At 35.9% G+C, this 26587-nt stretch carries 28 protein-coding genes; 4 read left to right on the forward strand and 24 right to left on the reverse strand.

The window, feature by feature from the left end:
• Positions 1 to 30: 30 nt before the first annotated feature.
• The 11 genes from minD to U8526_RS10095 form a co-directional block, all read right to left on the reverse strand.
• Complete coding sequence (gene minD, locus U8526_RS10045) at positions 31 to 828, reverse strand: septum site-determining protein MinD (RefSeq protein ID WP_334341830.1); 798 nt, start codon at positions 826 to 828, stop codon at positions 31 to 33.
• 2 nt (positions 829 to 830) lie between these two features.
• The gene (locus U8526_RS10050; protein WP_334341831.1) at positions 831 to 1499 is read right to left on the reverse strand and encodes a septum site-determining protein MinC; all 669 of its coding nucleotides are present in this window, start codon (positions 1497 to 1499) and stop codon (positions 831 to 833) included.
• Positions 1496 to 2038 carry a rod shape-determining protein MreD gene (gene mreD / locus U8526_RS10055; RefSeq protein ID WP_334341832.1) on the reverse strand — a complete coding sequence of 181 codons (543 nt, stop codon included), beginning with the start codon at positions 2036 to 2038 and terminating at the stop codon, positions 1496 to 1498. Before mreD ends, U8526_RS10050 begins: the two co-directional genes overlap by 4 nt.
• Positions 2038 to 2898, reverse strand: coding sequence for a rod shape-determining protein MreC (mreC, locus tag U8526_RS10060; RefSeq protein ID WP_334341833.1), 861 nt, complete (start codon positions 2896 to 2898; stop codon positions 2038 to 2040). The genes mreD and mreC overlap by 1 nt, the downstream gene beginning before the upstream one ends.
• A 47-nt stretch (positions 2899 to 2945) precedes the next feature.
• Complete coding sequence (locus tag U8526_RS10065) at positions 2946 to 3947, reverse strand: rod shape-determining protein (RefSeq protein WP_334341834.1); 1002 nt, start codon at positions 3945 to 3947, stop codon at positions 2946 to 2948.
• Positions 3948 to 4039: 92 nt separating this feature from the next.
• A complete protein-coding gene (gene radC, locus U8526_RS10070; protein WP_334341835.1) occupies positions 4040 to 4678 on the reverse strand; it encodes a RadC family protein in 639 nt (212 codons plus the stop codon).
• Between the two features lie 8 nt (positions 4679 to 4686).
• A complete protein-coding gene (locus U8526_RS10075) occupies positions 4687 to 5952 on the reverse strand; it encodes a bifunctional folylpolyglutamate synthase/dihydrofolate synthase (protein ID WP_334341836.1) in 1266 nt (421 codons plus the stop codon).
• 68 nt (positions 5953 to 6020) lie between these two features.
• Positions 6021 to 8669: a valine--tRNA ligase gene (locus U8526_RS10080; protein WP_334341837.1), complete on the reverse strand. Its 2649-nt coding sequence runs from the start codon at positions 8667 to 8669 to the stop codon at positions 6021 to 6023.
• A 367-nt stretch (positions 8670 to 9036) separates the two neighbouring features.
• Positions 9037 to 10254, reverse strand: a complete 1218-nt coding sequence (gene thiI, locus U8526_RS10085; RefSeq protein ID WP_334341838.1) for a tRNA uracil 4-sulfurtransferase ThiI — start codon at positions 10252 to 10254, stop codon at positions 9037 to 9039.
• Between the two features lie 9 nt (positions 10255 to 10263).
• Positions 10264 to 11409, reverse strand: coding sequence for a cysteine desulfurase family protein (locus U8526_RS10090; RefSeq protein WP_334341839.1), 1146 nt, complete (start codon positions 11407 to 11409; stop codon positions 10264 to 10266).
• A 74-nt stretch (positions 11410 to 11483) separates the two neighbouring features.
• Positions 11484 to 13172, reverse strand: coding sequence for a septation ring formation regulator EzrA (locus U8526_RS10095; protein ID WP_334341840.1), 1689 nt, complete (start codon positions 13170 to 13172; stop codon positions 11484 to 11486).
• Between the two features lie 324 nt (positions 13173 to 13496).
• On the opposite strand from U8526_RS10095, the gene rpsD reads away from it, so the two are divergent.
• Complete coding sequence (gene rpsD / locus U8526_RS10100) at positions 13497 to 14108, forward strand: 30S ribosomal protein S4 (protein WP_334341841.1); 612 nt, start codon at positions 13497 to 13499, stop codon at positions 14106 to 14108.
• Positions 14109 to 14453: 345 nt separating this feature from the next.
• Here rpsD and U8526_RS10105 read toward each other — a convergent pair whose 3' ends face one another.
• Positions 14454 to 15056, reverse strand: a complete 603-nt coding sequence (locus tag U8526_RS10105) for a DUF1054 family protein (RefSeq protein ID WP_334341842.1) — start codon at positions 15054 to 15056, stop codon at positions 14454 to 14456.
• Positions 15057 to 15109: 53 nt separating this feature from the next.
• On the opposite strand from U8526_RS10105, the gene U8526_RS10110 reads away from it, so the two are divergent.
• The 3 genes from U8526_RS10110 to U8526_RS10120 all read left to right on the forward strand — a co-directional run bounded on the left by U8526_RS10110 (position 15110) and on the right by U8526_RS10120 (position 17233).
• Entirely contained in the window at positions 15110 to 16396 is a 1287-nt protein-coding gene (locus tag U8526_RS10110; RefSeq protein WP_334341843.1) for a replication-associated recombination protein A, read from the forward strand.
• Positions 16397 to 16402: 6 nt separating this feature from the next.
• A complete protein-coding gene (locus U8526_RS10115) occupies positions 16403 to 16681 on the forward strand; it encodes a hypothetical protein (RefSeq protein WP_334341844.1) in 279 nt (92 codons plus the stop codon).
• Between the two features lie 78 nt (positions 16682 to 16759).
• Complete coding sequence (locus U8526_RS10120) at positions 16760 to 17233, forward strand: universal stress protein (RefSeq protein ID WP_334341845.1); 474 nt, start codon at positions 16760 to 16762, stop codon at positions 17231 to 17233.
• Positions 17234 to 17308: 75 nt separating this feature from the next.
• Here the strand turns inward: U8526_RS10120 and U8526_RS10125 are convergent, their stop codons facing one another.
• The 12 genes from U8526_RS10125 to U8526_RS10180 all read right to left on the reverse strand — a co-directional run bounded on the left by U8526_RS10125 (position 17309) and on the right by U8526_RS10180 (position 26574).
• A complete protein-coding gene (locus U8526_RS10125; RefSeq protein WP_334341846.1) occupies positions 17309 to 18166 on the reverse strand; it encodes a helix-turn-helix transcriptional regulator in 858 nt (285 codons plus the stop codon).
• 103 nt (positions 18167 to 18269) lie between these two features.
• Positions 18270 to 18566 (reverse strand): glycine cleavage system protein H, encoded by a 297-nt coding sequence (locus U8526_RS10130; RefSeq protein ID WP_025085334.1) that lies wholly within the window; start codon positions 18564 to 18566, stop codon positions 18270 to 18272.
• Positions 18567 to 18575: 9 nt separating this feature from the next.
• Positions 18576 to 19775: an FtsW/RodA/SpoVE family cell cycle protein gene (locus U8526_RS10135; protein ID WP_334341847.1), complete on the reverse strand. Its 1200-nt coding sequence runs from the start codon at positions 19773 to 19775 to the stop codon at positions 18576 to 18578.
• Positions 19776 to 19786: 11 nt separating this feature from the next.
• Positions 19787 to 20008, reverse strand: a complete 222-nt coding sequence (locus U8526_RS10140; protein WP_334341848.1) for a DUF2969 family protein — start codon at positions 20006 to 20008, stop codon at positions 19787 to 19789.
• Between the two features lie 10 nt (positions 20009 to 20018).
• Positions 20019 to 20312 carry a membrane protein insertion efficiency factor YidD gene (gene yidD / locus U8526_RS10145; protein ID WP_334341849.1) on the reverse strand — a complete coding sequence of 98 codons (294 nt, stop codon included), beginning with the start codon at positions 20310 to 20312 and terminating at the stop codon, positions 20019 to 20021.
• A gap of 1 nt (position 20313) precedes the next feature.
• Complete coding sequence (locus tag U8526_RS10150) at positions 20314 to 20496, reverse strand: DNA-directed RNA polymerase subunit beta (protein WP_054643442.1); 183 nt, start codon at positions 20494 to 20496, stop codon at positions 20314 to 20316.
• Between the two features lie 8 nt (positions 20497 to 20504).
• Complete coding sequence (locus U8526_RS10155) at positions 20505 to 21494, reverse strand: rod shape-determining protein (RefSeq protein WP_334341850.1); 990 nt, start codon at positions 21492 to 21494, stop codon at positions 20505 to 20507.
• 105 nt (positions 21495 to 21599) lie between these two features.
• A complete protein-coding gene (gene murA, locus U8526_RS10160) occupies positions 21600 to 22922 on the reverse strand; it encodes a UDP-N-acetylglucosamine 1-carboxyvinyltransferase (RefSeq protein ID WP_334341851.1) in 1323 nt (440 codons plus the stop codon).
• A 28-nt stretch (positions 22923 to 22950) separates the two neighbouring features.
• The gene (locus U8526_RS10165; protein ID WP_334341852.1) at positions 22951 to 23181 is read right to left on the reverse strand and encodes a DUF1146 family protein; all 231 of its coding nucleotides are present in this window, start codon (positions 23179 to 23181) and stop codon (positions 22951 to 22953) included.
• 551 nt (positions 23182 to 23732) lie between these two features.
• Positions 23733 to 24161, reverse strand: coding sequence for a F0F1 ATP synthase subunit epsilon (locus tag U8526_RS10170; RefSeq protein WP_334341853.1), 429 nt, complete (start codon positions 24159 to 24161; stop codon positions 23733 to 23735).
• Positions 24162 to 24178: 17 nt separating this feature from the next.
• Positions 24179 to 25636: a F0F1 ATP synthase subunit beta gene (atpD, locus tag U8526_RS10175; protein ID WP_334341854.1), complete on the reverse strand. Its 1458-nt coding sequence runs from the start codon at positions 25634 to 25636 to the stop codon at positions 24179 to 24181.
• Between the two features lie 20 nt (positions 25637 to 25656).
• A complete protein-coding gene (locus U8526_RS10180) occupies positions 25657 to 26574 on the reverse strand; it encodes a F0F1 ATP synthase subunit gamma (protein ID WP_334341855.1) in 918 nt (305 codons plus the stop codon).
• Positions 26575 to 26587 lie beyond the last annotated feature (13 nt).

Below are 26587 nucleotides of genomic sequence, written 5' to 3' on the forward strand. Positions count from 1 at the left end.
TCATTATTTAAAGTCATTGTACCATAGGGCTTATTTTTTTCCAAAAATACGACCCCAAAATCCAGCCTTTTTTGTTTCATCTGTCAAATTCAGTGGAATATTCTCACCAAGCATTCTATGAGCAATATTCTGATAACTGTGACCAGCACTACTATCACGGTCAAAGGCAACGGTCTGTCCAGCATTAGATGCAGAGATAACTTTATCTTCATCAATAACAATTCCCAATAATGGAATTCCTAAATGATTAACAATATCATCAATTCGCATTGATGTTCCCTCATTGATCATATTCTTGCGAATACGATTAATAATTAGATGTGGTGTTATCGGCATATTCATATTTTCTAAAATACCAACAACTCGATCAGCATCACTAACTGAAGCAATTTCTGGATTAGTTACTACTAACGCCCCATCTGCTGTAGAAACCGCATTTTGAAAACCATATTCAATTCCAGCTGGACAATCAATCATTACAAAATCAAAACGTTGTTTCAACTCATTAATGATCAAAGCCAAAGAATCTTTATCCAAAACATATTTATCCGCAAACTGTGAAGCAGCCAATAAATATAAATTATCTTCAAACCTAGGATCCCTAACTAAAGCTTGAGAAACAACAACTCGGTGTTGAGCCACATCAACGATATCGTAAACAACTCGATTTGTTAGACCCATGACAGCATCTAAATTTCGCAAACCAATATCAAGATCTACCATACAGACCTTTTTACCAAGACTTGCCAAGACAGTACTTACATTTGCAGTAGTAGTTGTTTTACCAACTCCACCCTTTCCCGAAGTTACAACTATTGATATCCCCATAGTTAATCTGTCCTTTTTCTTAAATCATTTATTTTATCTTTGTAGTTCTTCAAATCGTCAACACTGATGGCATGAAGATCATTGATAAAAGCAAATTTTCCATTTTGAAATTCTTTACGATTATCGTCTGTCACGATTTCAATGACATCGGCGATCCGCAATTGATCAATATTCTCCAAGTTGCCAAAAATAGCTGCATTAGGATTATCAGGATAACCGGCCTGAACGATACCATCGACCTCTCCTAAAATATAAATTGAACCAGTTGCACAAATTTGAGCATCTCGATGCAATGAACCTAAAAAGATTAAATCCCCTTTATAATCTAATCGTTGACCACTACGAACAATTCCCGACTCAACGTTGGTTTTATTGCTATCCAACAATTCTTGAACTTTCTCTTTATCCTCAACCTCTGACTCAATGTCCTTTAATTCTAATTGAGGATATTTTTCAAAGAAGTCTTCGATGCTTTCCTTTTGTTGATCAGTGAATAACCGTTTACCGGTTTTAATAGTAAAACTAATAACATCATCATCTTCGTTGGTTGACTTAACGTTTTGTTGCATAATTAATTCCTTTAATTCTTTCAACGCATCGTCATAATTGGCATTTTCGTTAAAAATAACTGAAAAACCATCTTTACCACCTTTTAAAATGATGTCACTCATTTACTATCCCTCCGATATTTCACCAACCAGGCAGACATATTTGCTAACGGAATATAGATAACAAAGAAAACGACAATATTCCAAAGCAACGTTGGTCCCAACGTATACGTGATGAAATCAAAAACATCTGTACTTGTTTGCTGTAATAATTTTTCTAATAAATAAATTCCTGTCTGTAAAAAAGTTAATGCCAAGAAATAAATAGAAATATCATAACCCATATTATTTTTAATCAATAAATATCTGAAATGATCAATTCCTACCATTAATAATGGCAGCAAAATTGTATACAAACCAATGATTCCATAGTAATAAGAATCATACAGAACCCCAAAAACTATGCCATAGATAATTAACTGACGACGATCCTCAATTCTCATCGTTAACATAACAACAGCCATCAACATTAATTGTGGCAAAATCATTATTGTTTCATGATTAATATTATTCAAAAAGGCCCATTTTATTAAACCATCTAAATAAAATGCTAATAAGATGAATAATACTTGTCCAAAAATTTTACGTCTTTTTACATTCATTAATTTTCACCATGAACCGATGATTTAATGACTGTTACAACAGTAAAGTTACGCAACTCAGCTGCTGGGGTGATATATACGGAATTAGTCATTCCATAGTTATCTTTCTTGATCCCATAAACTTTACCAATGTACAATCCACGAGGTGTTAATCCACCTAAACCTGATGTGATAACGCTTTGGCCTTTTTTGATATCTTTTGTAGAATTAACGTTTTCCATCACCAAGTCACCTGTAGAACTATCATAACGGCTAACAACTCCAGTAGTATTCTTAGCATCGCCAAGAATTTCTGCTGCAAACTTATCATTAAGTTCATTGTTAGTCGAAATCAATTCAACTTTTGAACTAACTTTATCTACTTCAATAATTCTACCAATTAGACCTTTTCCAGACATAACTGGCATATTCTTCTTAATACCACTAGTTTGACCACGATTAATAGTCAAGTAGTTTTGCCAACTACTTGGTGATCGAGATAAAACAGAAGCATTAACTGTACTGTAATCAGTGAGTGTACCGTTCAATTTCAGTTCTTGTTTTAACTTCTTATTTTCATCTTGAACTACTTCTAACTTAGCCTGATTTTGTGCCAATTCACCAATTCTAGCTTTCAAACGTTTGTTTTCAGAATAGGTATTGTACAAATCAGAGAATTCTGAGGTAGCATTTTTTACCGCATTAGTTGGATATGCAAAGACCCCTCCAACAACGCTGACGACATCATTACCCACTTGTTGGACTACTGGTGGTGTATTTTTCTTATCACGGATATTAACCGTTACTGCCAAAAGTCCAAAAGTGACGATAATAAGTATCATTAAAATAATCAATTTTTTATTTGAAAAAAACTTTTGCATTGCTTCCTCCTAGTAGATCAAATAAAAAAAACGGGAATTCATCCCGCTTATTTTTGGCGACGCATTACATCGATATTCTTAAGTGATTCGCCAGTACCGATAGCCACACAATCTAGTGGGTCTTGAGCAATGAATACGGGAACTCCAGTTGCTTCTGAGATTACTTCTGGTAAATGATGCAATAATGCTCCACCACCGGTTAGAACGATACCGTGATCGATTACATCGGCAGCAATTTCAGGAGATGTTTCTTCAAGAGTTTCTTTGATTGTCTCAATGATCTCTTCGACATTTTCATGAATTGCAGTTGCAATATCTTCACCAGTTAATTGAACTGTCTTTGGTAAACCTGTAACAAGGTCACGACCACGAATTTGCATTGATTCAATCTCTTTAGCTTTTTCAATTGAAGCTGAACCGATTTGAATCTTAACATCTTCAGCAGTTCTTTCACCAATTTGTAAATTATAATTTGACTTAATATAAGCTGAAATTGAATCATCAAACTTGTCACCAGCGACTCTGATTGAGCGTGATGATACAATTCCACCTAGTGAAATGGTAGCAACGTCAGTTGTACCACCACCAATATCAACAACCATGTTACCGGTTGGATCCATAACTGGAAGTCCAGCTCCGATAGCGGCTGCAAATGGTTCTTCGATTACATATGCTTCACGAGCACCTGCATGTTGAGTTGCTTCAATAACAGCTCTCTTTTCAACTTCAGTAACACCACTAGGAACACAAACCATTACGGAAGGTTTTGAATTATTGGCTGTTTTTTCAATGAAATACTTCATCATAGCAGCAGTTGTGTCATAATCAGCAATTACTCCATCACGCATTGGACGAATGGCAGAAATACTACCAGGTGTACGTCCAATCATCTCACGAGCATCTGAACCGACAGCAACGATTTCTCCAGTGTTATTATTCTTTGCAACAACAGAAGGCTCGTTTAAAACGATTCCTTTTCCTTCAGCATAAACTAAAGTATTTGCAGTTCCTAAATCTATGCCAAGCTTCTTTGATCCAATACCAAACAATTTATTTCTCTCCTTTAAAGTACACACCACATTTTACGCTAACCAAAATTATATCATACAAAATACTGATTTAAAGTATGACAAAACATATCCTAAATTAAATTTAAATTCTTCAAACTAGAATATGATTTTCTTGTAATAATTAAATGGTCTAATAAGTTTATTCCCATTAAATCGCAACACTTTCTCAACCTCAAACTAAATTCCTGATCATTCTTCGAAAACATCAACGTACCATTCGGATGGTTATGAGCTATCACGACTTGCGTTGCTGAAACTTGGATTGCTTCTCGCAGAATATCTCGCGGATGAACTGTTGCCTGATCGATCGTGCCAATGAAAATGGTCTTCTCATTAATGACATGATAACTATTATTCAAGTAGACGGCCATTAGTTTTTCTTGTGGAGTACTACCTATTATATTTATTAAATGTTTTCCAATATCATCTACTGAAACAACTTGTTCTGATAACCTATCTGATTTAACTTTTCTAGTACCTAATTCGATTGCCGCCAAAATTTTACAGGCTTGAGCAACTCCAATACCATTAAAAGCCATTAATTGGTCCAAATTCAAATTTAAACCATTCACATTCGAAACAATTTTTTTCGATAGCTCCAAAACATTATTTTTCTTGGTGCCATTGCCAATGACAACGGCCATTAGTTCTTCATCTTTTAAGGTGCTGACACCATAAGCTAAAATTTTTTCTCTTAAATTTATCATCATAGTGGAAATTACGCAAAATAACTCTCCAAATCAGAAATTAAATAGAAAGATCCCGTAATCAACAACATTTGCTGATCACTTAATTGATCTGTTATTTTCTGTAACTCCGCATGATAGTTTTCAATAAAAGAAATATTACTATAATCCGATAAATCATAATCCTCAGCAGCCGCAGATCTTTGCATATCAAGTGTTGTGATATAAATATGCTTTACCTTTGGTGCTAATTCTTGAATAATTTCACTGCGATCTTTATCTTTCATTCCAGCATACAAAACAATTATATCTTTATTTTCATAATTTGTAGCTAAAGAATTAATTAAATTATAAATTGCTGAAATATTATGTGCCCCATCCATCAAAACTAAGGGTTCATTTTGAACTATTTGTGCTCGTCCTAGCAGGTGATGACTATCAAGATTATCCTTGATAAGTCCTGTTGAGACTGCATTTTGATGCTTTTGTTGATACTGACTATAAGCACAAATAGCGATAGCAGCATTCATCGCAGTGGTTTTTTCAAAACCATCACAAGATATCTCTCTTATTGTTACCTTATCATCATAATATGTAAATGATAATTTGAAATTTTTTGTTTCAAAATCTTTAATACCAAAATCACGATTAAATTTATAAAGTGGACTCGACATTTCCGTAGCGGCATCGGCAACTATTTCTTTTATGGAATCTTGCAATAAACCAGTTACGATCGGTCTATTTTTTTTAATAATACCAGCTTTTTCAAATGCTATATCTTGTAAAGTCGGTCCAATTAATTTCTCATGATCCAAATCTACGGAAGTAATTACTGATACCACCGGTGTAATGACGTTTGTTTTATCATGACGAGCACCAATTCCCGCTTCGATCACAGCTACATCGACACGTCCACGGAAATAAAAATACCCCAAGACAGTAACAAATTCAAATTCTGCCAATTGAATATCACCAATTTTATCTATTAAATAATTCACATTATCTAATAAATCTTGATTGGGAATATATTGATGATTAATTTGAATCCGTTCATTGAATACTTTTACATAAGGCGAAATGAATAGTCCAACTTTCTTATTATCAGCTTCCAATAAGTTGGCTAAAAAGTTACTGGTTGTACCTTTGCCATTTGTCCCAGTAATATGAATCGTCTCATAATCATTTTGAGGATTACCCAAAACGTCTAAAGCTTCCCTGATGTTGTCTAAATTATTCGTACGATGAAACTTTGGTAACGAGTGAATATAATTAATTGCCTCTTCATAGCTTTTTAACAACTTAAATCACTCCTTTTCAAAGAAAAGGGGTTGGACATCTGCCAACCCCTATAATTATATACTCAATTTTATTGATTATCTTTTAATTGTTGAATTCTTTGTTGAACTTTTGCTTGACGAGATTGATAATCAGCCAATTTTTCTTTTTGTTCGTTAACAACCTTTTCAGGTGCTTTCTCAACAAAACCTTTATTTGACAATTTCTTATCAATACGTGCAATTTCTTTATCCAGTTTAGCAACTTCTTCTTCTTGACGAGCAATTTCTTCATCAAGATTAATCAATTCTGCCAATGGAACATACAATTCAGCACTATTAGTTACTGATGTCATTGCCAATGCAGGTGCTACAACGTCAGTTGCTACTGTCAATTCCTTAGGATGCATGAAACGATCGATGTATTCCTTATTGTTCAAAATAACATCTTTAATTTTTTCATCTTGAGGTTTGATCATAATATCAACAGCATTGGACATTGGTGCGTTAGCTTCAACACGGATCTTTCTTGAGGCCTTGATTAAGTCGATCAAAACATCCATTTGGTCCATAGCATCATCATTGTCTAACTCTTCATGATATTCAGGATATTGAGCATGCATGATTGTCTTGCCGTTATGTGGCATTGTCAACCAGATTTTTTCTGTAACGAATGGCATGATTGGGTGCATTAAACGTAGAGTTTGATCAAGAACGTATGTCAAAATCATCTTCTTTTGTTTCTTAGCTGCTTCATCATCCCCTGTTAAAGTAGCTTTACTCATCTCAATATACCAATCACAGAAATCATTCCAGATAAAGTTATAAAGTGTACGGCCAACTTCACCAAATTCAAAGCTATCCATTAAGCGAATAACTTCTTTAACTGTATGATTCAATTTAGCTAAAATCCACTTATCTGAAAGATCATATGTTGTAACTTTAGAAAGATCATCCATAGCTGGAGTATCTTCATCAAGATTCATGATAACGTAACGTGAAGCATTCCAAATCTTGTTGATGAAGTTCCATGAAGAGTCCATCTTATCATAACTGAAACGTGTATCTTGTCCTGGTGTTGAACCGTTTAGTAGGAACCAACGAAGACCATCAGCACCGTACTTTTTGATAACGTCCATTGGATCAATACCATTACCAAGTGATTTACTCATCTTACGGCCTTGTTCATCACGAATCAAACCGTGAATAACAACGTGGTCGAACGGTTTCTTACCTGTAAATTTCAAACTTTGGAAAATCATTCTTGAAACCCAGAAGAAGATGATGTCGTATCCAGTAACTAAAGTATTAGTTGGGAAATAACGTTTGTAGTCTTCTGAGTCAGTATCTGGCCAACCCATAGTTGAAAATGGCCAAAGAGCACTTGAGAACCATGTATCAAGAACATCAGATTCTTGATCCCAGTTTTCAATATCTTTAGGAGCTTCTTCACCAACGTAAGTTTCACCAGTCTTCTTGTTATACCAAGCTGGAATTTGATGTCCCCACCATAGTTGTCTTGAAATAACCCAATCATGAACGTTATCCATCCATTGTGTGAAGGTATCTTCAAAACGATCAGGAACAAAATCAACTTTGTTATCAGTTTGTTGATTCTTCAAAGCCATCTCAGCTAGTGGCTTCATCTTAACAAACCATTGTGTTGAAAGTCTTGGTTCAACTTGTACGCCAGAACGTTCTGAATGTCCAACACTGTGAACGTATGGTTCAATACGGATCATATCACCGTTATCTTCAAGGTCTTTAACAATAGCCTTACGAGCTTCGAAACGATCCATACCGTTATACTTACCAGCATTTTCGTTCATTGTACCGTCAGCATTCATAGTATTGATACGCTTCAAGTCATGTCTGTTACCAACAGCAAAATCGTTAGGGTCATGGGCAGGTGTAATCTTAACCATACCAGTACCAAACTCTTTATCAACATAGTGATCAGTGATAATAGGAATCTTACGATTTACAAGTGGAACAACAACTTCTTTACCAACGATATCCTTGTAACGGTCATCATCAGGAGCAACGGCAACGGCAACATCACCAAACATTGTTTCTGGACGTGTTGTAGCAATTTCAATGAAACCAGAACCATCAGCGTATGGGTACTTAACATGATAGAAAGCACCTTGGTCATCCTTGTGGATAACTTCAATATCTGACAAAGCAGTTTGTAGTTGTGGATCCCAGTTGATAATGTATTCACCACGATAGATCAAACCTTCGTTATATAACTTAACAAAGACTTTGCGAACAGCCTTTGACAAGCCTTCATCCAAGGTAAATCTTTCACGTGAGTAATCAAGTGATAAACCTAGTTTACCCCATTGTGATTTGATGATTGAAGCAAATTCATCTTTCCATTTCCAAACTTCATCAACGAACTTTTCACGTCCAAGATCATAGCGTGTTACACCTTGTTCACGTAACTTAGCTTCAACCTTAGCTTGTGTAGCAATTCCGGCATGATCCATACCAGGAAGATATAAAGTATCGAAACCTTGCATACGTTTGTAACGAATCAAAGTATCTTGAATTGTTGTATCCCAGGCATGTCCTAAGTGCAACTTACCAGTAACATTTGGTGGTGGGATAACGATTGAATAAGGTTTAGCTTTCTTGTCGCCAGAAGGTTTAAAGTCTCCGTCATCTAACCATGTTTGATAACGTCCCTCTTCGACTTCTTGTGGATTATATTTTGTATCCATGTCGATTTCTCTCATAGTAGTTCCTCCGTGAAAAATTAATATACATTATTAAAATATGTAAAAATGAGTATACAGGCGTCTCTCGACGTCCCCATAACAAACTCTAAGCGGTATAACCGCTAAGAGTTTGTAAAAAAAAGAGCCCTCATCCGAATAGGACGAAGACTCGCGGTACCACCTAAATTAGGAGTTACGAATAACTCCTCACTCAACAGATAACGGTGGCCCGATCATTTTTATATGATAGCTCACAGGCAACAGTTACTTAGTTCGATTCGGCAATTCTCAACAACATGCCTTCTCTGAAATCTAGCTAAATAACACTCCTGCTCAAAGCTGATATTCTGATAATAAATCATAAATTGTGAAACGTCAATCAGTTTTATAGCAAACTGCTGATATTTTCTTGGTCACTTTCCATGAACTTGTCACCATGTTCGATGGTTGTGATCTTGATTCCGTCCATTGCACGTTGGATTAATCCGTCAACATCAAGTGAACTTTCAAACTTGCGTGTCTTTTCGATACTTGGACGGGTCTTTGGTGATGGTGGAGCAAAAACTGTACAACAGTCTTCGAATGGTTGGATTGATAGATTGAAGGTATCGATTTTTTCTGCCAATCTGATAATTTCAGTCTTATCCATTGTGGCTACGGGACGCAAAATTGGTGTTGTTGTGACATCATTGATAGCTGCCATACTTTCCAATGTTTGTGAAGCAACTTGTCCGACGGCTTCTCCATTAAAAATAGCTAAACCATTTTCTTTTTCACGTATCAAGTCTGTCAATCTCAGCATGAATCGACGTTGGATGGTCATTAGATAGCCTTCTGGAACGCCTGCTTTGATTGTTTCTTGAATTTCAGCAAATGGTACTTCAATAAACTTAATATGTCCACCAAAAGCTGTTAACTTAGAAGTTAATTCTTTGGCCTTGTTCAAAGCCTGCTCTGATGTGTATGGTGGACTGAAGAAGTGCACCATTTCAATATCAACACCACGTTTCATTGCTAGATAACCAGCAACGGGTGAATCAATTCCACCAGATAGCATTAACATAGCTTTTCCAGCTGTACCAACTGGTAATCCACCGGCACCTTTAACTGTTAGATATGAAAGATAAATTCCATCTTGTCTTACTTCTACAGAAATCTTGATGTCCGGTTTCTTCATTTCAACATCAATTCCAGGGAATTCATCACAAATAGCATCCCCTAATTGCAAGTTGATTTGATTAGTATCAAGTTCATAGGTGTGATCAGAACGTTTAGTTCCAACTTTGAAACTCATGCCAGGTTTATAAGCCTCATGCATCATTTCAACAGCTTTTTTCTTCACATCTTCAAAATTACGAGAAACTTTAACACTCAATGAAAAAGTTTGAATACCAAAAACATTCTTTAACTTTTCCATTACTGGTTTAGCATCTGTGCCGTTCAATTTGATATGCAAACGATCACGATGTGGTTGCATTCTTAAATCAGGATAATCGTTCAAAACTTTAGCGACATTACCATGAAGGCGGTCGATAAAACTCTTACGATTCTTCCCCTTAGTTGATAGCTCGCCGTAACGAACCATAATTTCAGTATATTCCATTTAAATCTCCTAATTCAAAATTTGAAAATGATCATGAATTTCATCCAAATTCTTAATAAATTCATCCATTTCAGCTTCTGTATTGCTTTCGTCTAAACTGACACGTACAGCGCTAGTTGCAACATTTTCTTGCACATTCATGGCTTTCAAAGTACCAGACTCCAAGCCCTTCTTAGAAGAACAAGCACTAGTTGTAGAAATATAAATATCGCGGTCCTCAAAAGTATGTACGATTGTTTCGCCACGAACACCATCAATTGTGAAACAAATAATGTGTGGAGCAAAATTATCGGCAACTTGTGAGAAGACGTGAACATTATCCAAAGTATGCAAATGGTTAACTAATTTTTCCTTTAGTTGTTCCATCTTATCAGCTTTTTGAGCTTCATTTTCTTTCAACAAACGGATAGCTTTTGCCATACCAGCAATTGCAGGTGTATTTTCAGTACCGCTACGAAGGTTAGATTCTTGACCACCACCGGCCATTAAAGGCTCTAATTGCTTGCCTTCTTTCATATAAATAAAGCCGATTCCACGAGGTGCATGGAATTTATGACCTGAGAAAGTATAATAATCAACTCTTGGGTCCATAAATTTAGATTGAAGATTCTTACCAATCGCTTGAACTGAATCAACATGGTAACTGATACTTGGATAGTCTTTCAATACATTAGCAATTTCGTGAATTGGTTGAATTGCACCAATTTCATTATTAACTGCCATAGTTGAAACTAAAATAGTATCGCTACGGATGGCCTTTTTCAAATCATCAGCACTGATATGGCCAGTCTTATCTACAGGTAAATAAGTTACTTCAAAACCAAGTTCTTCTAATTGGTGCATTGTGTTCAACACCGAAGGATGCTCAATTTCAGTCGTAATAATATGTTTACCGAATTCACGCTTCTTGAATGCAGTACCCTTGATGATCCAGTTGTTCCCCTCAGTACCACCACTAGTAAAGACGACTTCGTCCTGCTTAAAACCTAATAGATTCGCAATTTGTTTACGAGATGTTTCTAACAATTCATATGCTTTCAAACCTAATTTATGCAAACTTGAAGGATTACCAAAATATTCCTCACTGGCAGCATTGTAAGTTTTTAGTACAGAATCATTAACTTTTGTTGTTGCACTGTTATCAAAATATATCATTTCTGCCTCACCAAAACAAAAAGGCCTTGCGGCCTAAAATTTTATCTCTTATAACTTAACACAAAACTATACCATTATGCATTAATTGTTTCTTTTATTCGAGCAACTGAACCTGATTCAACTTCTTCCAAGGCCTTCGAAATGACTTCAACAGCTTCATCATAATTGTAATCAGTATCAAATAGTGCTCGTGCACGAATCAATTCATCTCTAAATTCGGGATTCTTGTTGGCATAACGATTAGCATACTGCAATAATTTTTCAGACAAGAGAACATTATATTTTAACTTCTTCGTTTTTTCGACTAAGTTGCTTAAGTCCTCTTGGGTCACAATGACCTGTTTACTAATATCTTCCATATTGATCTGCTTAGCGTCCAGTTCATCATAAAGTTTATTGATCTCGTCATAAACCATATAGAAGTAATCTAGATAATCATCAGGTAATCCATTTAAACGTAATTGTTCAACCATCTTTTTCTGGATTTCCAAACGCTTAGCGTACTCATCCACGCTATTACGAGCAATTTGTTCACTAGACAACATTTGATTCAAATCATCATTAATTGATTTCTCACTAGCTTCGATATCATCTAAATGTTTAACGATCTCTTTGAAATCTTCTCTAACTTCCGAGAAAATCACTTTCTTGTCGGCAATACTTTGGACATCTGCATCGTACTTTTGACGGACTTCATTTAAAGTTGCAAAGTTATCATTAAATGTCTTAAGGGTTTTATCGGTTAAGATATATTCTTCTTGCAACTTTTGAATCCGTTTATCCAAACGATTGTGTTGGAACACCGCATGATTCAAATAGTCTAAGACCGGTTTTTGTTCCTTTAGAACATCTTTCTTACCATCTATTTCCAAAGTTAAAGTTTCATATAAATCATCAATTCGTTGTTTGATATCTTCATTATTAGTATTAACAGCGTCAAAGTTTAAATCGCCCAACTTCTTATTGGACTCTTCAATCTCATTTTGAACTTCAGAAATCTGTTGAATAATATCATCTTTAAATTGAAAGTATTGTTTGACCAATTTTTGATAGACAAATTTTATTTCATCAACTTGACCAGGAAAAACTTCATTTAAGTCGTGATACAAAGGTTCGATCACTTTCAATTGATCGGTAATCAATCCCAATTTAAGCTTAACGTCATCCAAATACTGACTGGCTTCGATGTGATCCCCTTTATTAGTTAACTGTTTCTCTTGATCTAATAGGTTAGCAATTTCTGACAATTCATCTTCTAATTTATCAGTTGCTGGACCATAGCTAAATGATTGTGTTAAAACTTGTTTTCTTAAGGTTTGATATTGTTTCTGCAATTCCTCACTGTGAGTTGCATTCAATTCATTACTTGCTAATAAGTCTTCAAAACCTTTCGAAACTCCACCGATTTTTTGTTCAAAGGCAGTAACCTCAGTATTGACTTTCTTTAAGTCGCTAGCTGACCCAAACACCTTAAATTCAGTATTCTTGTATTCAGCAGCACGCATTTGTTTCAAAATATCGGTAAACACTTGGTCAACTTGTTCACGATAACTGTCTTTTAATTGATTGAAACGATCTTTACTGGCACCAGCAAGTTTCATCTCTTCCAATTTTTTTATTTTTTCATCTAAAGTAGCTTCTTTTAATTGATCCGTTTGATCTTTTAACTTATTTAAAGTAGATGCGTTCTTTCGTTGCAAGAACCACATATACCACAAAAAGATCAATACGATCAATATTATTCCAATAATAATTGCAAACACTTTTACACCCCTAATGACAATTGCGTCTTATCTCTAGGAAATTATACCAAATATTATTACTATTATTAGCACTATCAACTTTTCATAATAAAGTTTTAAACTATTCCTAGGAAAAATTGCTTTGACAATTGGTACTAATCACGTTATACTAGCCTTCGTGTAAAATATGCAGCAAAGAGCGGCAAGAACGTCAACATTTATCGACGATTTAGTTCAACAAGTAACCTGTGGCTGCGCATGGTGAAAATTGTAACGATAACTGCACGAATGCTGTGCTCTAGTTAATTATTTTACTCCAGACAAACATTTTGGAGGAATTTATTTATGTCAAGATATACAGGACCTCGTTGGAAATTATCACGTCGTTTAGGAATTTCACTTTCAGGTACAGGTAAGGAAATTGCCCGTAGAAACTATGCCCCTGGTCAACATGGACCAAATGGTGGCCGTCGTAAGGTTTCAGAATACGGTCAACAATTAGCTGAAAAGCAAAAGTTACGTTTCATGTATGATGTTAACGAACGTCAATTCCGTAACCTATTTAATCGTGCCGGTAAGATGGAAGGAATCCACGGTGTTAACTTGATGATTCTTCTTGAAACAAGATTGGATAACATGGTTTATCGTTTAGGTTTAGCAAGTTCACGTCCACAAGCTCGTCAACTTGTTAACCACGGTCACATCACTGTTGATGGCAAACGTGTTGATATCCCTTCATACGAAGTTAAAGTTGGTCAAAAGATCAGCCTTCGTGACAAGTCAAAGAATCTTACAATTGTTAAAGATAATCTTGAAAACGTTGTTGGTCGTCCTGGTTTCGTTACATTTGATGATAACGAAATGACAGGTTCTCTAGTACGTAACCCAGAACGTGACGAACTAGAACCAAATGTTGACGAATCATTGATCGTTGAATACTACAACCAAATTCTTTAATATTTGGAACAAATGCATCCACTATTTGGTGGGTGTATTTTTTTTACCATCAAAAAAGCCCCTTATTCAGAGGCTTCTATTTTATTAAGTATAAATATGTCACCCTCCACAACAAACCCGATTGGTCTGGAACGCTGTGGACGCTGATTTGAGCCAATTGAAGTTCACAATTGTCTCAAATACAGGTCTTATACTAAGCGATAAATCGCTAAGTATAATTTCACGGCTGAGACCAATCGGATTTGTTGCTCCGGGCTAAATTGCAATTCTATTTATTATTTTCTTCTAAATTTGACAAAATAACAGTATCTATTCAAAATTCTACTAGTTGATATCAATCACAATTTACTTCTTTGCAACTTCTTCATTGAACAGGACTAAATATTTACTCAATTCCATAAACTTATCTTTTAACAGCTCATCATAGTCAGAGTCTGAGACAATTGGATCATCCCTCAACAGCTCAAATCCAATTACTAAATCACTGGATTTTACTTTTTGATAATGAGCGATGACATCCTCAAAGTCGTTAGCTTTCTTGAGCGTACTGGAAGTGTGATCATTTGAAACGCCCCATCCCTCAGCTATGATTTTACTTTGATACTTTTTTAGAATAGGATAATAGTCTACCCTTCCTCTGATATCTGCCAACAAACTGAAAGTTATAAAGTAACGATCTGGCCACAAGCCGAATTCCAAATGTGGTGTCTTCTTATAACCTTTCTTATCTTGATTGATGGCTAACCAAGTATCAGGAGGTGGATTTTTAGTCCGACGTTGGTGTTTGGCTATTTTTAAAAAGAACTTTTGATGATATTCTTCTTCAAGTGCCTGAAGTAGATCTTGTCCTAAGACTTCAAATTTAGGATCAAGGTCTTTTCTAATTAGCTCCAAACGTCCACTCAAGGTATCATCATTGAAAACTTTAAAATCATTTTTATTAAACATGTTCTCAATCCTTTGTTGTAGAATATATACATATTAATTATATAGGAGGAATTATGCAAAAACCATTAGCATATCGCATGCGACCAACTAATATTGACGAAGTCGTTGGACAACAACATTTAGTTGGTCCACATAAAATCATTCGTCGAATGGTTGAAGCAAAAATGCTATCTTCAATGATTCTCTATGGTCCTCCTGGGATCGGAAAAACTAGTATTGCTAGTGCCATCGCTGGGAGTACCAAATATGCTTTCAGAAAATTAAATGCTGCCACTGATAGCAAAAAAGATCTACAAATTGTGGCTGAAGAAGCCAAAATGAGTGGCACAGTTGTACTTTTGTTAGACGAAATTCACCGTTTAGACAAAACTAAACAGGATTTTCTCTTACCACTATTGGAAAGTGGCTCTATTATTTTGATCGGTGCTACAACTGAAAATCCATATATCAATATAAGCCCTGCTATCCGCTCACGTGTCCAAATTTTCGAATTACATCCACTTACTAGTGATGACTTAAAAAAAGCTGTCAGAAGAGCTTTAGAGGACGATAAGAACGGTTTAGGTAAGTATGATGTCCAATTAGACGAAAATGCTTTGAATTTGTTAGTAAATTCTACGAATGGCGATCTTCGAAGTATTTTAAATGGCTTAGAGCTATCCGTACTTTCAACAGAAAGTGATGAAAACGGACAAATTCACATCGATTTACAATCAATTGAAGAATCAATTCAAAGAAAAGCTATCTCGGCTGATAAAAACGGTGATAGTCATTACGATGTTATTTCGGCCTTTCAAAAATCAATCCGTGGTAGCGATCCAAACGCTGCCTTATTGTATCTTGCTAGACTGTTGGAAGCTGGTGAATTAACATCTGCCATCCGTCGCCTACTAGTTTGTGCTTATGAGGATATTGGTTTAGCCAATCCTCAAGCATGTGCACGTGCCGTTCAAGCTGCTCAGGTAGCACAAATGGTTGGTTTACCTGAAGCTAGGATTCCTTTAGCAGATGCCGTAATTGATCTGTGTCTCTGTCCTAAATCAAATTCCGGTATAACAGCAATCGATAGTGCTTTAGAAGACGTTCGTAATGGCGTCGCTAATTCAATTCCTGATGATCTTAAGGATGCCCACTATTCAGGAGCTAAAAAATTGGGTCACGGAATTGATTACAAATATCCACATAATTATCCTAATTCTTGGGTCGAACAACAATATTTACCTAACAATCTCGTTAATAAAAAGTATTATCAACCTAAGAATACTGGTAAGTATGAACAAGCATTAAATCTTCGAATGCAACAAATTCAAGAATGGAAAAAGAATTCAAAACGGGGTTAGATAGTTATGATAATTAAAGTTTTAATGATATTTTTTATTATTTTCTTATTGGCATTAGCCTATACATTATGGTCACACAGTAACAAGAAGTTTCTGATCTACTCGCCTAACGAGAATCTAACATTAAAAAATATCATGCGCTTCACTGCTGTCCTACTAGCTTTGGTTGCTCTTTTAGGGATCATCATCATTTTAGTCGGTAGCAAAGAAATGAATTTGATAACTTTACTTTTAGGCAGTTTGATTGCGGCAGCCTTTTCAATTTATTTAGCAAATATTCGCTGATTACTGTATTTATCGGTCTCAATCAACTAAAATAAGGGTATAAAGCAGTAACAATACTACACTAACGGGGTGATACTTATGTTACAACAATATAAAAACATTCTCGTACCAATTGATGGTTCATTTGAAGCTGAATTAGCATTTAAGAAAGCGGTAGAAGTAGCTAAAAGAAATAATGCTGCTGTACACTTGCTTCATGTTATTGATACTAGAGCTTTCCAAAACGTTTCTAGTTTTGATTCAACAATGGTTGAACAAATCACAGAAAAAGCTAAGGATACTGTTAAGAGTTATGTCAAGACGGCTAAAGATGCTGGTTTAGACGAAATTGATTACAGTATTGAATATGGTGCTCCTAAGGCAATCATTGCCACAGATTTCCCTAAGAAATTAGGCGTTGATTTGATCATGATCGGTGCTACCGGTCTTAACGCCATGGAGAGACTATTAATCGGTTCTGTTACTGAATATGTAACAAGAACTGCAGCTTGCGATGTTCTTGTTGTTAGAACTGACTTAGACAATAAGACAATCAAGAAACCTAGAAAATAATTGGTAAAACAAAAAAGGAGTGATTCTTTCGAATCACTCCTTTTTTTATTGGAATTTAATAAATTGTTATTTTTATTAAAAGATATTTAAGTGCATATCTTGAACTTTTGATTTTAGTTGTTCAAATACTTTTTTATCTTCACTGACACTAGAGATCACATATGCTTTAATGTAATCCTCGTCGGCCTTTTGACCTTCACGTGTGCCAGCTTCTGCTAAGTAAGAATACATTTCATCAAGTTTGAAAAGAGTTTGTTCTTTTCTTGCAATGAAAATACCTTCGTTAGCATACTTCATAGCTTGTTGATTTTCGTTCAACTTCAATGATAAGTCGGACATGTTATCGTAAATCAAAATGCTATCATGGTAATTCTCATCACCAATTTTTTCTAAGCTTGACTTGATTAAGTCTTTAGCTTGGTCATAGTATACTTTGGCTTCATCAAGTGATTTCTTATTGATGTATGCCTTAGCTGTAAATATGTCGATTAAAATATCGTACATATCAACATTAGCAATGTTCACATTCATTGCGCGATTGAAATCAAAAATGGCCTTGTCGTAATTCTTGTTTGTGACATATTCGATCAAACCATGGAAGAAGTGAATTAGCTTAATTTCTTGCTTGTTGTTGACATTGATGTTATTAAGCTTACCCAGTTTATCACTAATTCCATTGAAGTCATTTTGATAGAATGACTTCTTAATATCACTGATCAATGAATAGATTTGACTATCATCATTAACAATTACAAGGTTCATTGTGATACCCAGTCTATCACAAATGCGAACCAAAATTTCCATGCTTGGAATCTTGTCTTTTTTTTCAATCAGGCTGACAGTTGCCTGTGTACAAATGCCATCAGCTAACTCAGATTGAGAAAGACCTCTGAGTTTTCTGTAATGGCGAATCTTTTCACCTAAGATTTTCATTCTAAACTATCCCCATTCATTTATTAATTCCATGGATAATTTAAACAGTTATTAAAAAATGTTGCAAGAAATAAGCAACAATAAAAAGATAAATTTTAAAAATTTAATTATTTACTTCAAAGAACCATGCATCTTTTTCAGTACCATTTAATAATTCAGGATTATCATTTAATTTATCATTAACCTTGACAATCTTACCGCTAACCGGTGATTCTAGCTCAACTACGGCTTTTTGGGCTTCAATCTCGCCACTAGATTCGCCTTTTTTTATGTCAGAATCTAAATCAGGTAATTCAACATATTTGACATCACCTAAAGTATCTTGAGCTTCTTTTGTGAGACCTATACGAGTTGTATGCTCACCCTTTTTTATCCAAAAATAATTCTTTTTATCACTCATAATTAATTCCTACCTTTGTTTAAAAGTTCCATTTTCAAACATGTAGCTCTTATGATGGAATCTCATCGACATAATCAATCCGATACCAATCATATTTCCAAGCAATGCAGATCCACCTTGCGAAATAAATGGCAATGGGATACCGGTCAATGGCAATAGACCGACACTCATACCGATATTTTCAAATACGTGGAATAGAATCATCATAATAACACCTGTTGATACGTATGCATAGAATTCATTCTTAGTATCAAAAGTTACTTGAACCATTTGGTAAATTAGTAAAAAGTATAAGAGAATCAAAATACAAGAACCAACGAATCCAAAGTTTTCACCTACGACAGAGAAAATCATATCTGACTCACGAACTGGTACATAAACATTGGAAACATTAAAACCTTTACCAAACAGTTGACCTGAACCAATAGCCTTCATATTCTGCCAAATCTGATACCCATTTTCAGAAGTATCGGCTGAAGGATCACGCCAACTATCAATACGGGCAAATTGATATGATCTGAAACCAAAATGGCCAAGAATCTCTCTACCCCAGTCAGTAGTAGCGAACAGTAAAGCTGTTCCACCGACAACAGCAACAATCAGGAATCCTACTAAAAGAATTCTCCAATCGATACCTGATACCAAAATCATTCCACCTAAGATGGCCACGAAAACCAAAATAGTACCGAAGTCATTTTGTAACTTTAAAAGTACCATAACAGGCAATGTCCATAGGAATAACTTTCCAATCAACATAAAGTCATTTTTAATCGTATGAGAATATTCACTATTATGGTTTGTGATTACCTTACCCAGCATCAATATAAACGCTGGTTTCATTACTTCAGACGGCTGGAACGTAAACGAGCCAATGGCAAACCAACTCTTAGCACCTGTACTTGCAGCGTAAGATCTACTGTAAAAAATCAATACCAAAAACAGCAACGCCAGCCCAGCAAAATAAGCCAAGGTTGCCACCTGCCACAGTTGTTCCGCATCAAATTGCATCACCACCGCCACAATAACGGCTCCGATAACGTACCAAACTACTTGTGAAATCACATTTTTTAATGGATTTTGTGAATCTTGAATTGTTGCCACATAGATCGACATTAATCCAATCATAGCCAACATCATTACGGAAAAAATTATTCCGTAATCAATTCTCGAATCCACGTCGTTCTTTTTATTTTCATTTCTTATTTGCATATCTACACCTATTAATGATTATGTAAATTATATTGCATCAACAATTCATTAATTGCATCGTCAAGTTTGACCGACTTAAAAGGAGTATCGTTACTTTCTACAAATGAAAGATAACGTTCGCCTTCTTTTTTTATCGTTCCAATATAATGTTTACCATCCCAAAGTTCATAAGTTTCGGGATCACTACTGATATCTTTTAAATTTATTTCGACTGATTTTTTTCTTCTAGACATTGAATCTTTCCTATTCTTTATTATGAAATTTTTTTGCAATAATTTCATCTTCATATTTTTCCGGATGAGGATTTCTAAAAATGGTGAAATTATCTGGTACGGGATCTACCCCACCACGCACAAAGGGATTACAACGTAATATTCTTGCAATCCCCATAATAGTACCTAAAATTCCACCGTGCTTCTTTACCGCATCAATAAAATAAGATGAACACGTCGGGTAATAACGACAACTGGGTGGTAACACTGGCGATATGAATTTCTGATAAAATCTAACAATTCCTATTAATATTTTCTTTAACATATTATTTTAGGAAATCGAACATATGCATCCAGGTCCCTGGCCACAATACGGCCAACGGATTAGAACCACCCAAAGCTGAGCCAATTAACATACCCAACACTAAAAAAATTAGCATTAATAATAATACCCAACCTATTTTCTTAAAAATATCACGACGATATTCTTTACCAAAGTCTCTTTTCATTTTTCACCCTAGTATTTTTTATGTTTTTCGATGTTCTCTAATAAAACACCAGTACCCAAGGCAACTGAGTCAAGTGGACTATCTGTCAAAAGTACAGGTACTTGCAACTTCTCGGAAAGGAGTTTATCAAGGTTCTTCAATAAAGCTCCACCACCAGTTAACATAATACCACGATCAATAATATCACCAGACAATTCAGGAGGTGTTTGTTCCAAAACATTTCTGGCGGCGTCAACAATTTGTTCTACACCATCAGATAAAGCATTTTGGACCTCTAATTCATTGATCGTAATTTCTTTAGGCAAACCAGTAACAATGTCAATTCCGCTAGCAGAGAATGTCTTACTCTCATCAGCATCCATGACACAACCAATTTCCATCTTAATTTGCTCAGCAGTTCTTTCACCTATGATAAGGCTATGGTTTTGCTTCACATAAGCTTGGATGGCACCTGTCATCTTATCACCCGCAAAGCGTAATGAACGGCTTGTAACGATATCTCCCATTGAAATAACGGCAATATCACTAGTACCACCACCGATATCAATAACCATATTTCCTTGTGGTTTAAAGATATCAAGACCTGCACCAACTGCAGCAACTTTAGGTTCAAGTTGTAAATAAACTTTACCACCACCAGCTTGTTCAGCGGCCTCAATGATAGATTTTTGTTCTACCGGTGTAACGTTGGTAGGTGCGCAGATCATAATTGTTGGTTTAGCAAAGCGACTTCTCATATTCAATTTATCAATGAAATACTGAAGCATTTTTTCAGTAATATCAAAGTCAGCTATTACACCATCTTTCAATGGACGGATAGCCTTAATGTTAGCTGGTGTTCTACCAACCATCATATAGGCATCCTTACCAACAGCTACAACATCATTATTATTCGTATTAATTGCTACGACAGAGGGTTCATTTAAGACAATTCCCTCTCCTTTTACATCAATAAGTACATTTGCTGTACCCAAATCAATTCCTAGATATTTCGACATACTATATCCTCCAAAATCTAAACACAAAAAGTATATCATAACCAGCTCAATCATTAAATTGCCAATAAAAAAAGAAAGTGGAAATTCCACTTCCTTAAGTCAACTTTAAGCCAATTTTGTAACACTTGGTATTGTATTCAATACTAAACTTTCTCGACCTGATTCATCGATTGCTACACGTCTTATGTTAGCACCTAAGTCTCTTAACTTCTCAGTAAAATGATAATATCCTCGATCCAAATATTGAAGGTTAGAAACTCTTGTCTCGCCCTCAGCAACTAATCCTGCTAATACCAATGCCGCAGCGGCACGTAAGTCGGTAGCAGCAACATTAGCACCACTCAATTGTGCAGGTCCGAACATAATAACTGAATTTCCCTCAATCTTATAATCGGCCTTCATCTTCCCAAATTCTGGGAAGTGCATAAATCTATTTTCAAAGACTGTTTCCGTCATAACGGTTGTTCCCACACTCAATAATTGAGCCAAAGTCATTTGAGCTTGCATATCAGTTGGGAAACCAGGATGAGGCATTGTCTTAACATCAACTGGTTTCAATTGATTAGATCCGGTAATTCTAATACCTTCATCATTTTCATCAATCTTAACACCCATTTCAATCAATTTAGATATCAATGGACGATTATGTGCAGCGACTGCATCTTTGATGAAAATATCACCATTCGTAACTGCAGCGGCTACCATAAATGTACCAGCTTCGATTCTGTCTTGCATAATTGAATGTTCACAGCCATGTAAACTAGATACACCGGTGATACGAACTGTATTAGTACCAGCTCCTGTAACATCTGCACCCATTTTACTTAAAACATTAGCTAGATCAACAATTTCAGGCTCTCTAGCGGCATTGTCGATAGTTGTTTCACCATCAGCCAATGTAGCAGCCATCATAATATTTTGAGTAGCTCCGACACTTGGAAAATCTAAATAAATATTAGCACCATGTAATCCGTCAGTTGTGGCATCAATGTAGCCACCATTTTGTTTAAACTTAGCACCCATAGCTTCAAGACCCTTAATATGTAAATCTATGGGTCTAGAACCAATTGCACAGCCACCAGGCATAGCAACGTGGGCTTCTTTATTTCTAGCTAACAATGGTCCTAAGACGACAATGGAAGCACGCATTTTATCAACTAGGTCTTCGGGAGCCGTAGTGGAAGTTCCTTCACTTGTATCGACCGTTAATACTTCATCAACTTCATCATATGAAACATTTGCATCCAAAGCTTTTAAAACCTTAGACATTGTAATTACATCTGATAACGGAGGGATATTTGTCAAAGAGGTTTTTCCTTTTGATGCTAGGATAGTCGCTGCCAAAATTGGTAAGGCAGCATTCTTCGCACCTTCAATTCTTACATTTCCCTTTAATTGCGTAGGTCCATTTACGATTATTTGTTGCACAATATTCTCCTCCAAAACCTAGAATCATTTAAAAAAGCAAGTTTATATTCCGGGCTAAACTAAATATGCTCATGAAAAATGAACTTACAGTGTAACCTAGAGCGATTGCAATAAACGCTACAAGTAATTGTAACATTTTAGGATTGGTTTTGTTATATATCTTTTTCCAATCTACTGCTTGTAAAGCATTAAAACTGATCCATATGAAAATGATATGGCTTACAAGCGTAATTATTGCATTTATTCCTAAGTTTGTCATTTTATAAACCTCACTTTTCTAAATAATAACATTTTATTAATGCCTATATTAATACATATCAAATACTTTAAATTAATTTAAGAGAAAAGGCCCTTCCTATTTGCTAAATATGCCGTCTTCCACAACAAGCCCGATCGGTCTGAAACGCTGTGGACACTATCATTTTTAGATTCACCATATAATTGACTATGAAACTTTTAAATAGTTAAGTACCGAAATCCGTTAAATCGTTTGTATGGCAAAAATGTTTTTTGATTCCAAAATATAATTTCTAACCAAATAGGCAAAGTACTGTTTAGTCTGGAACAAGAATTGGGAATGCCTTCAGCCGTGAAATCATTGTTAGTAGCTTGCTACTTACAATGAGGACGAGCTTGAAGATCCATTATTTTGCACAAAGTGTAAAATAATTAGCTCCAAGTCGCGCCCACGGCGTTCCAAGGCATTCCCAATTCTTGTGGAAGACGGGAAACTTCACTCTCCCCGCTCTTTTCAAATTAGAGAAAGGTACAAAAAAAGACTGAGTTTCCTCAGTCTTTATTAATTACATATTAATTACGATGTGAGCTTACGTTAATTCTGTTAATAGCCTTACGTAAGGATACTTGTGCACGAGCCAACTCATCAATGTTGTGTTTTTGTTCAGCAACTTTAATGGTATCTTCAGCTCTTTGCTTAGCATATTCGGCACGTCTTAAATCAATATCTCTAGCTCTTTCGGCACTATTAGCCACGATCGATACTAGATCATTACTAAACTCCAAGAACCCGCCATTTACAGCAATTGAGTCTTCATGGTGAGGTTTGTCGACACGACGGACACGAACTTCATCAATGACCAATGGGGCAATAATTGGGGCATGGTGTGCCATGACACCAATTTCACCATCAATGGTACTCAAGACAACGAGTTTTGCATGATGGTCGTAAACAACACCATCAGGAGTAACAATATTGACCTTCATAATATTACCAGCCATATCATTTCCTCCTTCTGTTAATTGGCAACTGCTTGAGTAGCGTCGTCATCGTCGTTTTGTTCATCAGCTGGTGTCCAGCCCATCTTCTTAGCCTTAGCTAAAACATCATCAATTCCACCAACACCATTGAAGGCATCTTCAGGAACATCATCATATTTACCATCTAAGATAGCACGGAAATCTTTAACAGTTTCCTCAACTGGGACGTATGATCCAGGCACACCAGTAAATTGTTCAGCAACACTGAAGTTTTGTGACAAGAAGAATTGAATACGTCTTGCACGAGCAACAACAGTCTTTTCTTCGTCAGATAATTCATCCATACCCAAGATAGAAATAATATCTTGAAGTTCATGATATCTTTGAAGAACTTCTTGGACCTGAGTTGCAACATCATAGTGTTCTTGTCCGACAACGTCGGGATCAAGAGCAGATGATGATGATGCCAAAGGATCAACGGCTGGATAAATACCTTGTTGTGTCAATCTACGTTCCAAGTTAGTTGTAGCATCCAAATGGGCGAAGGTTGTAGCAGGAGCAGGATCAGTATAATCATCGGCAGGAACATAAACGGCTTGAATTGAAGTAATTGAACCCTTCTTAGTAGAAGTGATTCTTTCTTGCAATTGACCCATTTCTGTAGCCAATGTTGGTTGATAACCAACGGCTGAAGGCATACGACCAAGCAAGGCAGAAACTTCTGAACCAGCTTGTGTAAATCTAAAGATGTTATCGATAAACAATAGAACATCTTGTCCTTCAACATCACGGAAGTACTCAGCAATTGTCAAACCTGTTAAGGCAACACGCATACGAGCACCAGGTGATTCGTTCATTTGACCATAAACCATGGCTGTTTTAGAAAGAACACCGGATTCCTTCATTTCGTAATAGAGGTCATTACCTTCACGTGTTCTTTCACCAACACCAGTAAATACTGAAATACCACCATGCTCTTCGGCGATATTATGGATTAACTCTTGAATTAGAACGGTTTTACCAACACCGGCACCACCGAACAAACCAACCTTACCACCACGAACGTAAGGTTCGAGTAGATCGATAACTTTGATACCTGTTTCAAGAATTTCAGTTGATGTATTTAATTGATCATAAGCAGGTGCAGCACGGTGAATACTGTTTCTTGGGAAGTCAGCAGGAAATTCCTTACCTCCATCGATTGATTCACCTAAGACATTAAACACACGACCCAATGTTTCTTTACCAACTGGTACAGAAATAGGACCGGCTGTGTTAATAACTTCAGCACCTCTTTGAAGTCCATCAGTAGAACTCATAGAAATAGCACGCAAGGCGCCATCACCTAGTTCTAGAGCAACTTCAAGGGTAATCTCTGATCCGTCGCTTTTCTTAACTTTCAAAGCGTCGTTGATCTCTGGTAAGTCTCCATCAATGGCAAACTCAACATCGACAACCGGACCGATTACCTGAATAACTTTACCTTTGCTACTCATTAATTTGGCTCCTTTCTAAACTATTCAAGTGCAGCAGCACCACCGATAATTTCAGTGATCTCTGTAGTAATTTGAGCCTGACGAGCACGGTTGTAATGTAATGATAAACCTGCAATAAGGTCATCAGCATTATCACTAGCACTCTTCATAGCTGTTACAGAAGCAGCATGCTCTGCTGTTTTTGCATCCATCATTGCTCCTAAAACTAAACACTCAATATATTGAGGCACAATTGCAGATAGAACTGCTTTAGGGTTTGGTTCTGTGATGTATTCGCTAGCAACTTGTTGTTCTTCAGCACTAACATCATCAGGTTCAGTTAATGGCAAAAGTTTTTGAGTTACAAACTTAGAAACTAATGAATTAACGTGATGATTATGACAAATGTCAATTTCATCAAACAATTCAGCTTGATACATTTGCAAAATTGTTTTCATGATTGGTGTAATGTCTTCAACAGTTGGAATATCAGGTAAACCTGTATATTCGTAAGCAACGTCAAAGCCACGTGCTTTGAAAAATTCAGTACCAGTTGTACCTAAGGAAATGATAGTAAATTTACTCTTATCACCATGATATTTCTTTTGGAAAAGATCCATCATTGCTTTTAAGATATTACTATTGTATCCACCAACAAGACCACGGTCACTTGTAATGACAACATAGGCAGTCTTTTTGACTTCACGAACTTTTAGAAGACTGTTTAGACTCAACGGATCAGTGGAATCATCTGCAACAGATAATTCTTTAAACACATCAGCAGCTGTTAAATGTCTAACAATATCTTCAACCTTTTTTTCATACAATTGATAAGCAATAGATTTCTTTTCAATACGAGAGAGTTTAGCACCAGAGACCATTTGCATGGCCTTAGTTATTTGACCGGTTTTCTTAGTAGAAGAAATTCTTCTTTTAATATCCATAAGGGACTCAGCCATTATTTAAACCTCC

The sequence above is a fragment of the Companilactobacillus sp. HBUAS56275 genome, assembly GCF_036913655.1.
In the GTDB taxonomy this organism is placed as follows: Bacteria; Bacillota; Bacilli; order Lactobacillales; family Lactobacillaceae; genus Companilactobacillus; species Companilactobacillus pullicola.

Bases quoted from the DNA above. Each gene is read 5' to 3' on its own strand.
- minD (WP_334341830.1), bottom strand. From the start codon at position 828: ATGGGGATATCAATAGTTGTAACTTCGGGAAAGGGTGGAGTTGGTAAA.
- U8526_RS10050 (WP_334341831.1), bottom strand. From the start codon at position 1,499: ATGAGTGACATCATTTTAAAAGGTGGTAAAGATGGTTTTTCAGTTATT.
- mreD (WP_334341832.1), bottom strand. From the start codon at position 2,038: ATGAATGTAAAAAGACGTAAAATTTTTGGACAAGTATTATTCATCTTA.
- mreC (WP_334341833.1), bottom strand. From the start codon at position 2,898: ATGCAAAAGTTTTTTTCAAATAAAAAATTGATTATTTTAATGATACTT.
- radC (WP_334341835.1), bottom strand. From the start codon at position 4,678: ATGATGATAAATTTAAGAGAAAAAATTTTAGCTTATGGTGTCAGCACC.
- U8526_RS10080 (WP_334341837.1), bottom strand. From the start codon at position 8,669: ATGAGAGAAATCGACATGGATACAAAATATAATCCACAAGAAGTCGAA.
- thiI (WP_334341838.1), bottom strand. From the start codon at position 10,254: ATGGAATATACTGAAATTATGGTTCGTTACGGCGAGCTATCAACTAAG.
- U8526_RS10090 (WP_334341839.1), bottom strand. From the start codon at position 11,409: ATGATATATTTTGATAACAGTGCAACAACAAAAGTTAATGATTCTGTA.
- rpsD (WP_334341841.1), top strand. From the start codon at position 13,497: ATGTCAAGATATACAGGACCTCGTTGGAAATTATCACGTCGTTTAGGA.
- U8526_RS10105 (WP_334341842.1), bottom strand. From the start codon at position 15,056: ATGTTTAATAAAAATGATTTTAAAGTTTTCAATGATGATACCTTGAGT.
- U8526_RS10110 (WP_334341843.1), top strand. From the start codon at position 15,110: ATGCAAAAACCATTAGCATATCGCATGCGACCAACTAATATTGACGAA.
- U8526_RS10115 (WP_334341844.1), top strand. From the start codon at position 16,403: ATGATAATTAAAGTTTTAATGATATTTTTTATTATTTTCTTATTGGCA.
- U8526_RS10120 (WP_334341845.1), top strand. From the start codon at position 16,760: ATGTTACAACAATATAAAAACATTCTCGTACCAATTGATGGTTCATTT.
- U8526_RS10125 (WP_334341846.1), bottom strand. From the start codon at position 18,166: ATGAAAATCTTAGGTGAAAAGATTCGCCATTACAGAAAACTCAGAGGT.
- U8526_RS10130 (WP_025085334.1), bottom strand. From the start codon at position 18,566: ATGAGTGATAAAAAGAATTATTTTTGGATAAAAAAGGGTGAGCATACA.
- U8526_RS10135 (WP_334341847.1), bottom strand. From the start codon at position 19,775: ATGCAAATAAGAAATGAAAATAAAAAGAACGACGTGGATTCGAGAATT.
- U8526_RS10140 (WP_334341848.1), bottom strand. From the start codon at position 20,008: ATGTCTAGAAGAAAAAAATCAGTCGAAATAAATTTAAAAGATATCAGT.
- yidD (WP_334341849.1), bottom strand. From the start codon at position 20,312: ATGTTAAAGAAAATATTAATAGGAATTGTTAGATTTTATCAGAAATTC.
- U8526_RS10150 (WP_054643442.1), bottom strand. From the start codon at position 20,496: ATGAAAAGAGACTTTGGTAAAGAATATCGTCGTGATATTTTTAAGAAA.
- U8526_RS10155 (WP_334341850.1), bottom strand. From the start codon at position 21,494: ATGTCGAAATATCTAGGAATTGATTTGGGTACAGCAAATGTACTTATT.
- U8526_RS10165 (WP_334341852.1), bottom strand. From the start codon at position 23,181: ATGACAAACTTAGGAATAAATGCAATAATTACGCTTGTAAGCCATATC.
- U8526_RS10170 (WP_334341853.1), bottom strand. From the start codon at position 24,161: ATGGCTGGTAATATTATGAAGGTCAATATTGTTACTCCTGATGGTGTT.
- atpD (WP_334341854.1), bottom strand. From the start codon at position 25,636: ATGAGTAGCAAAGGTAAAGTTATTCAGGTAATCGGTCCGGTTGTCGAT.
- U8526_RS10180 (WP_334341855.1), bottom strand. From the start codon at position 26,574: ATGGCTGAGTCCCTTATGGATATTAAAAGAAGAATTTCTTCTACTAAG.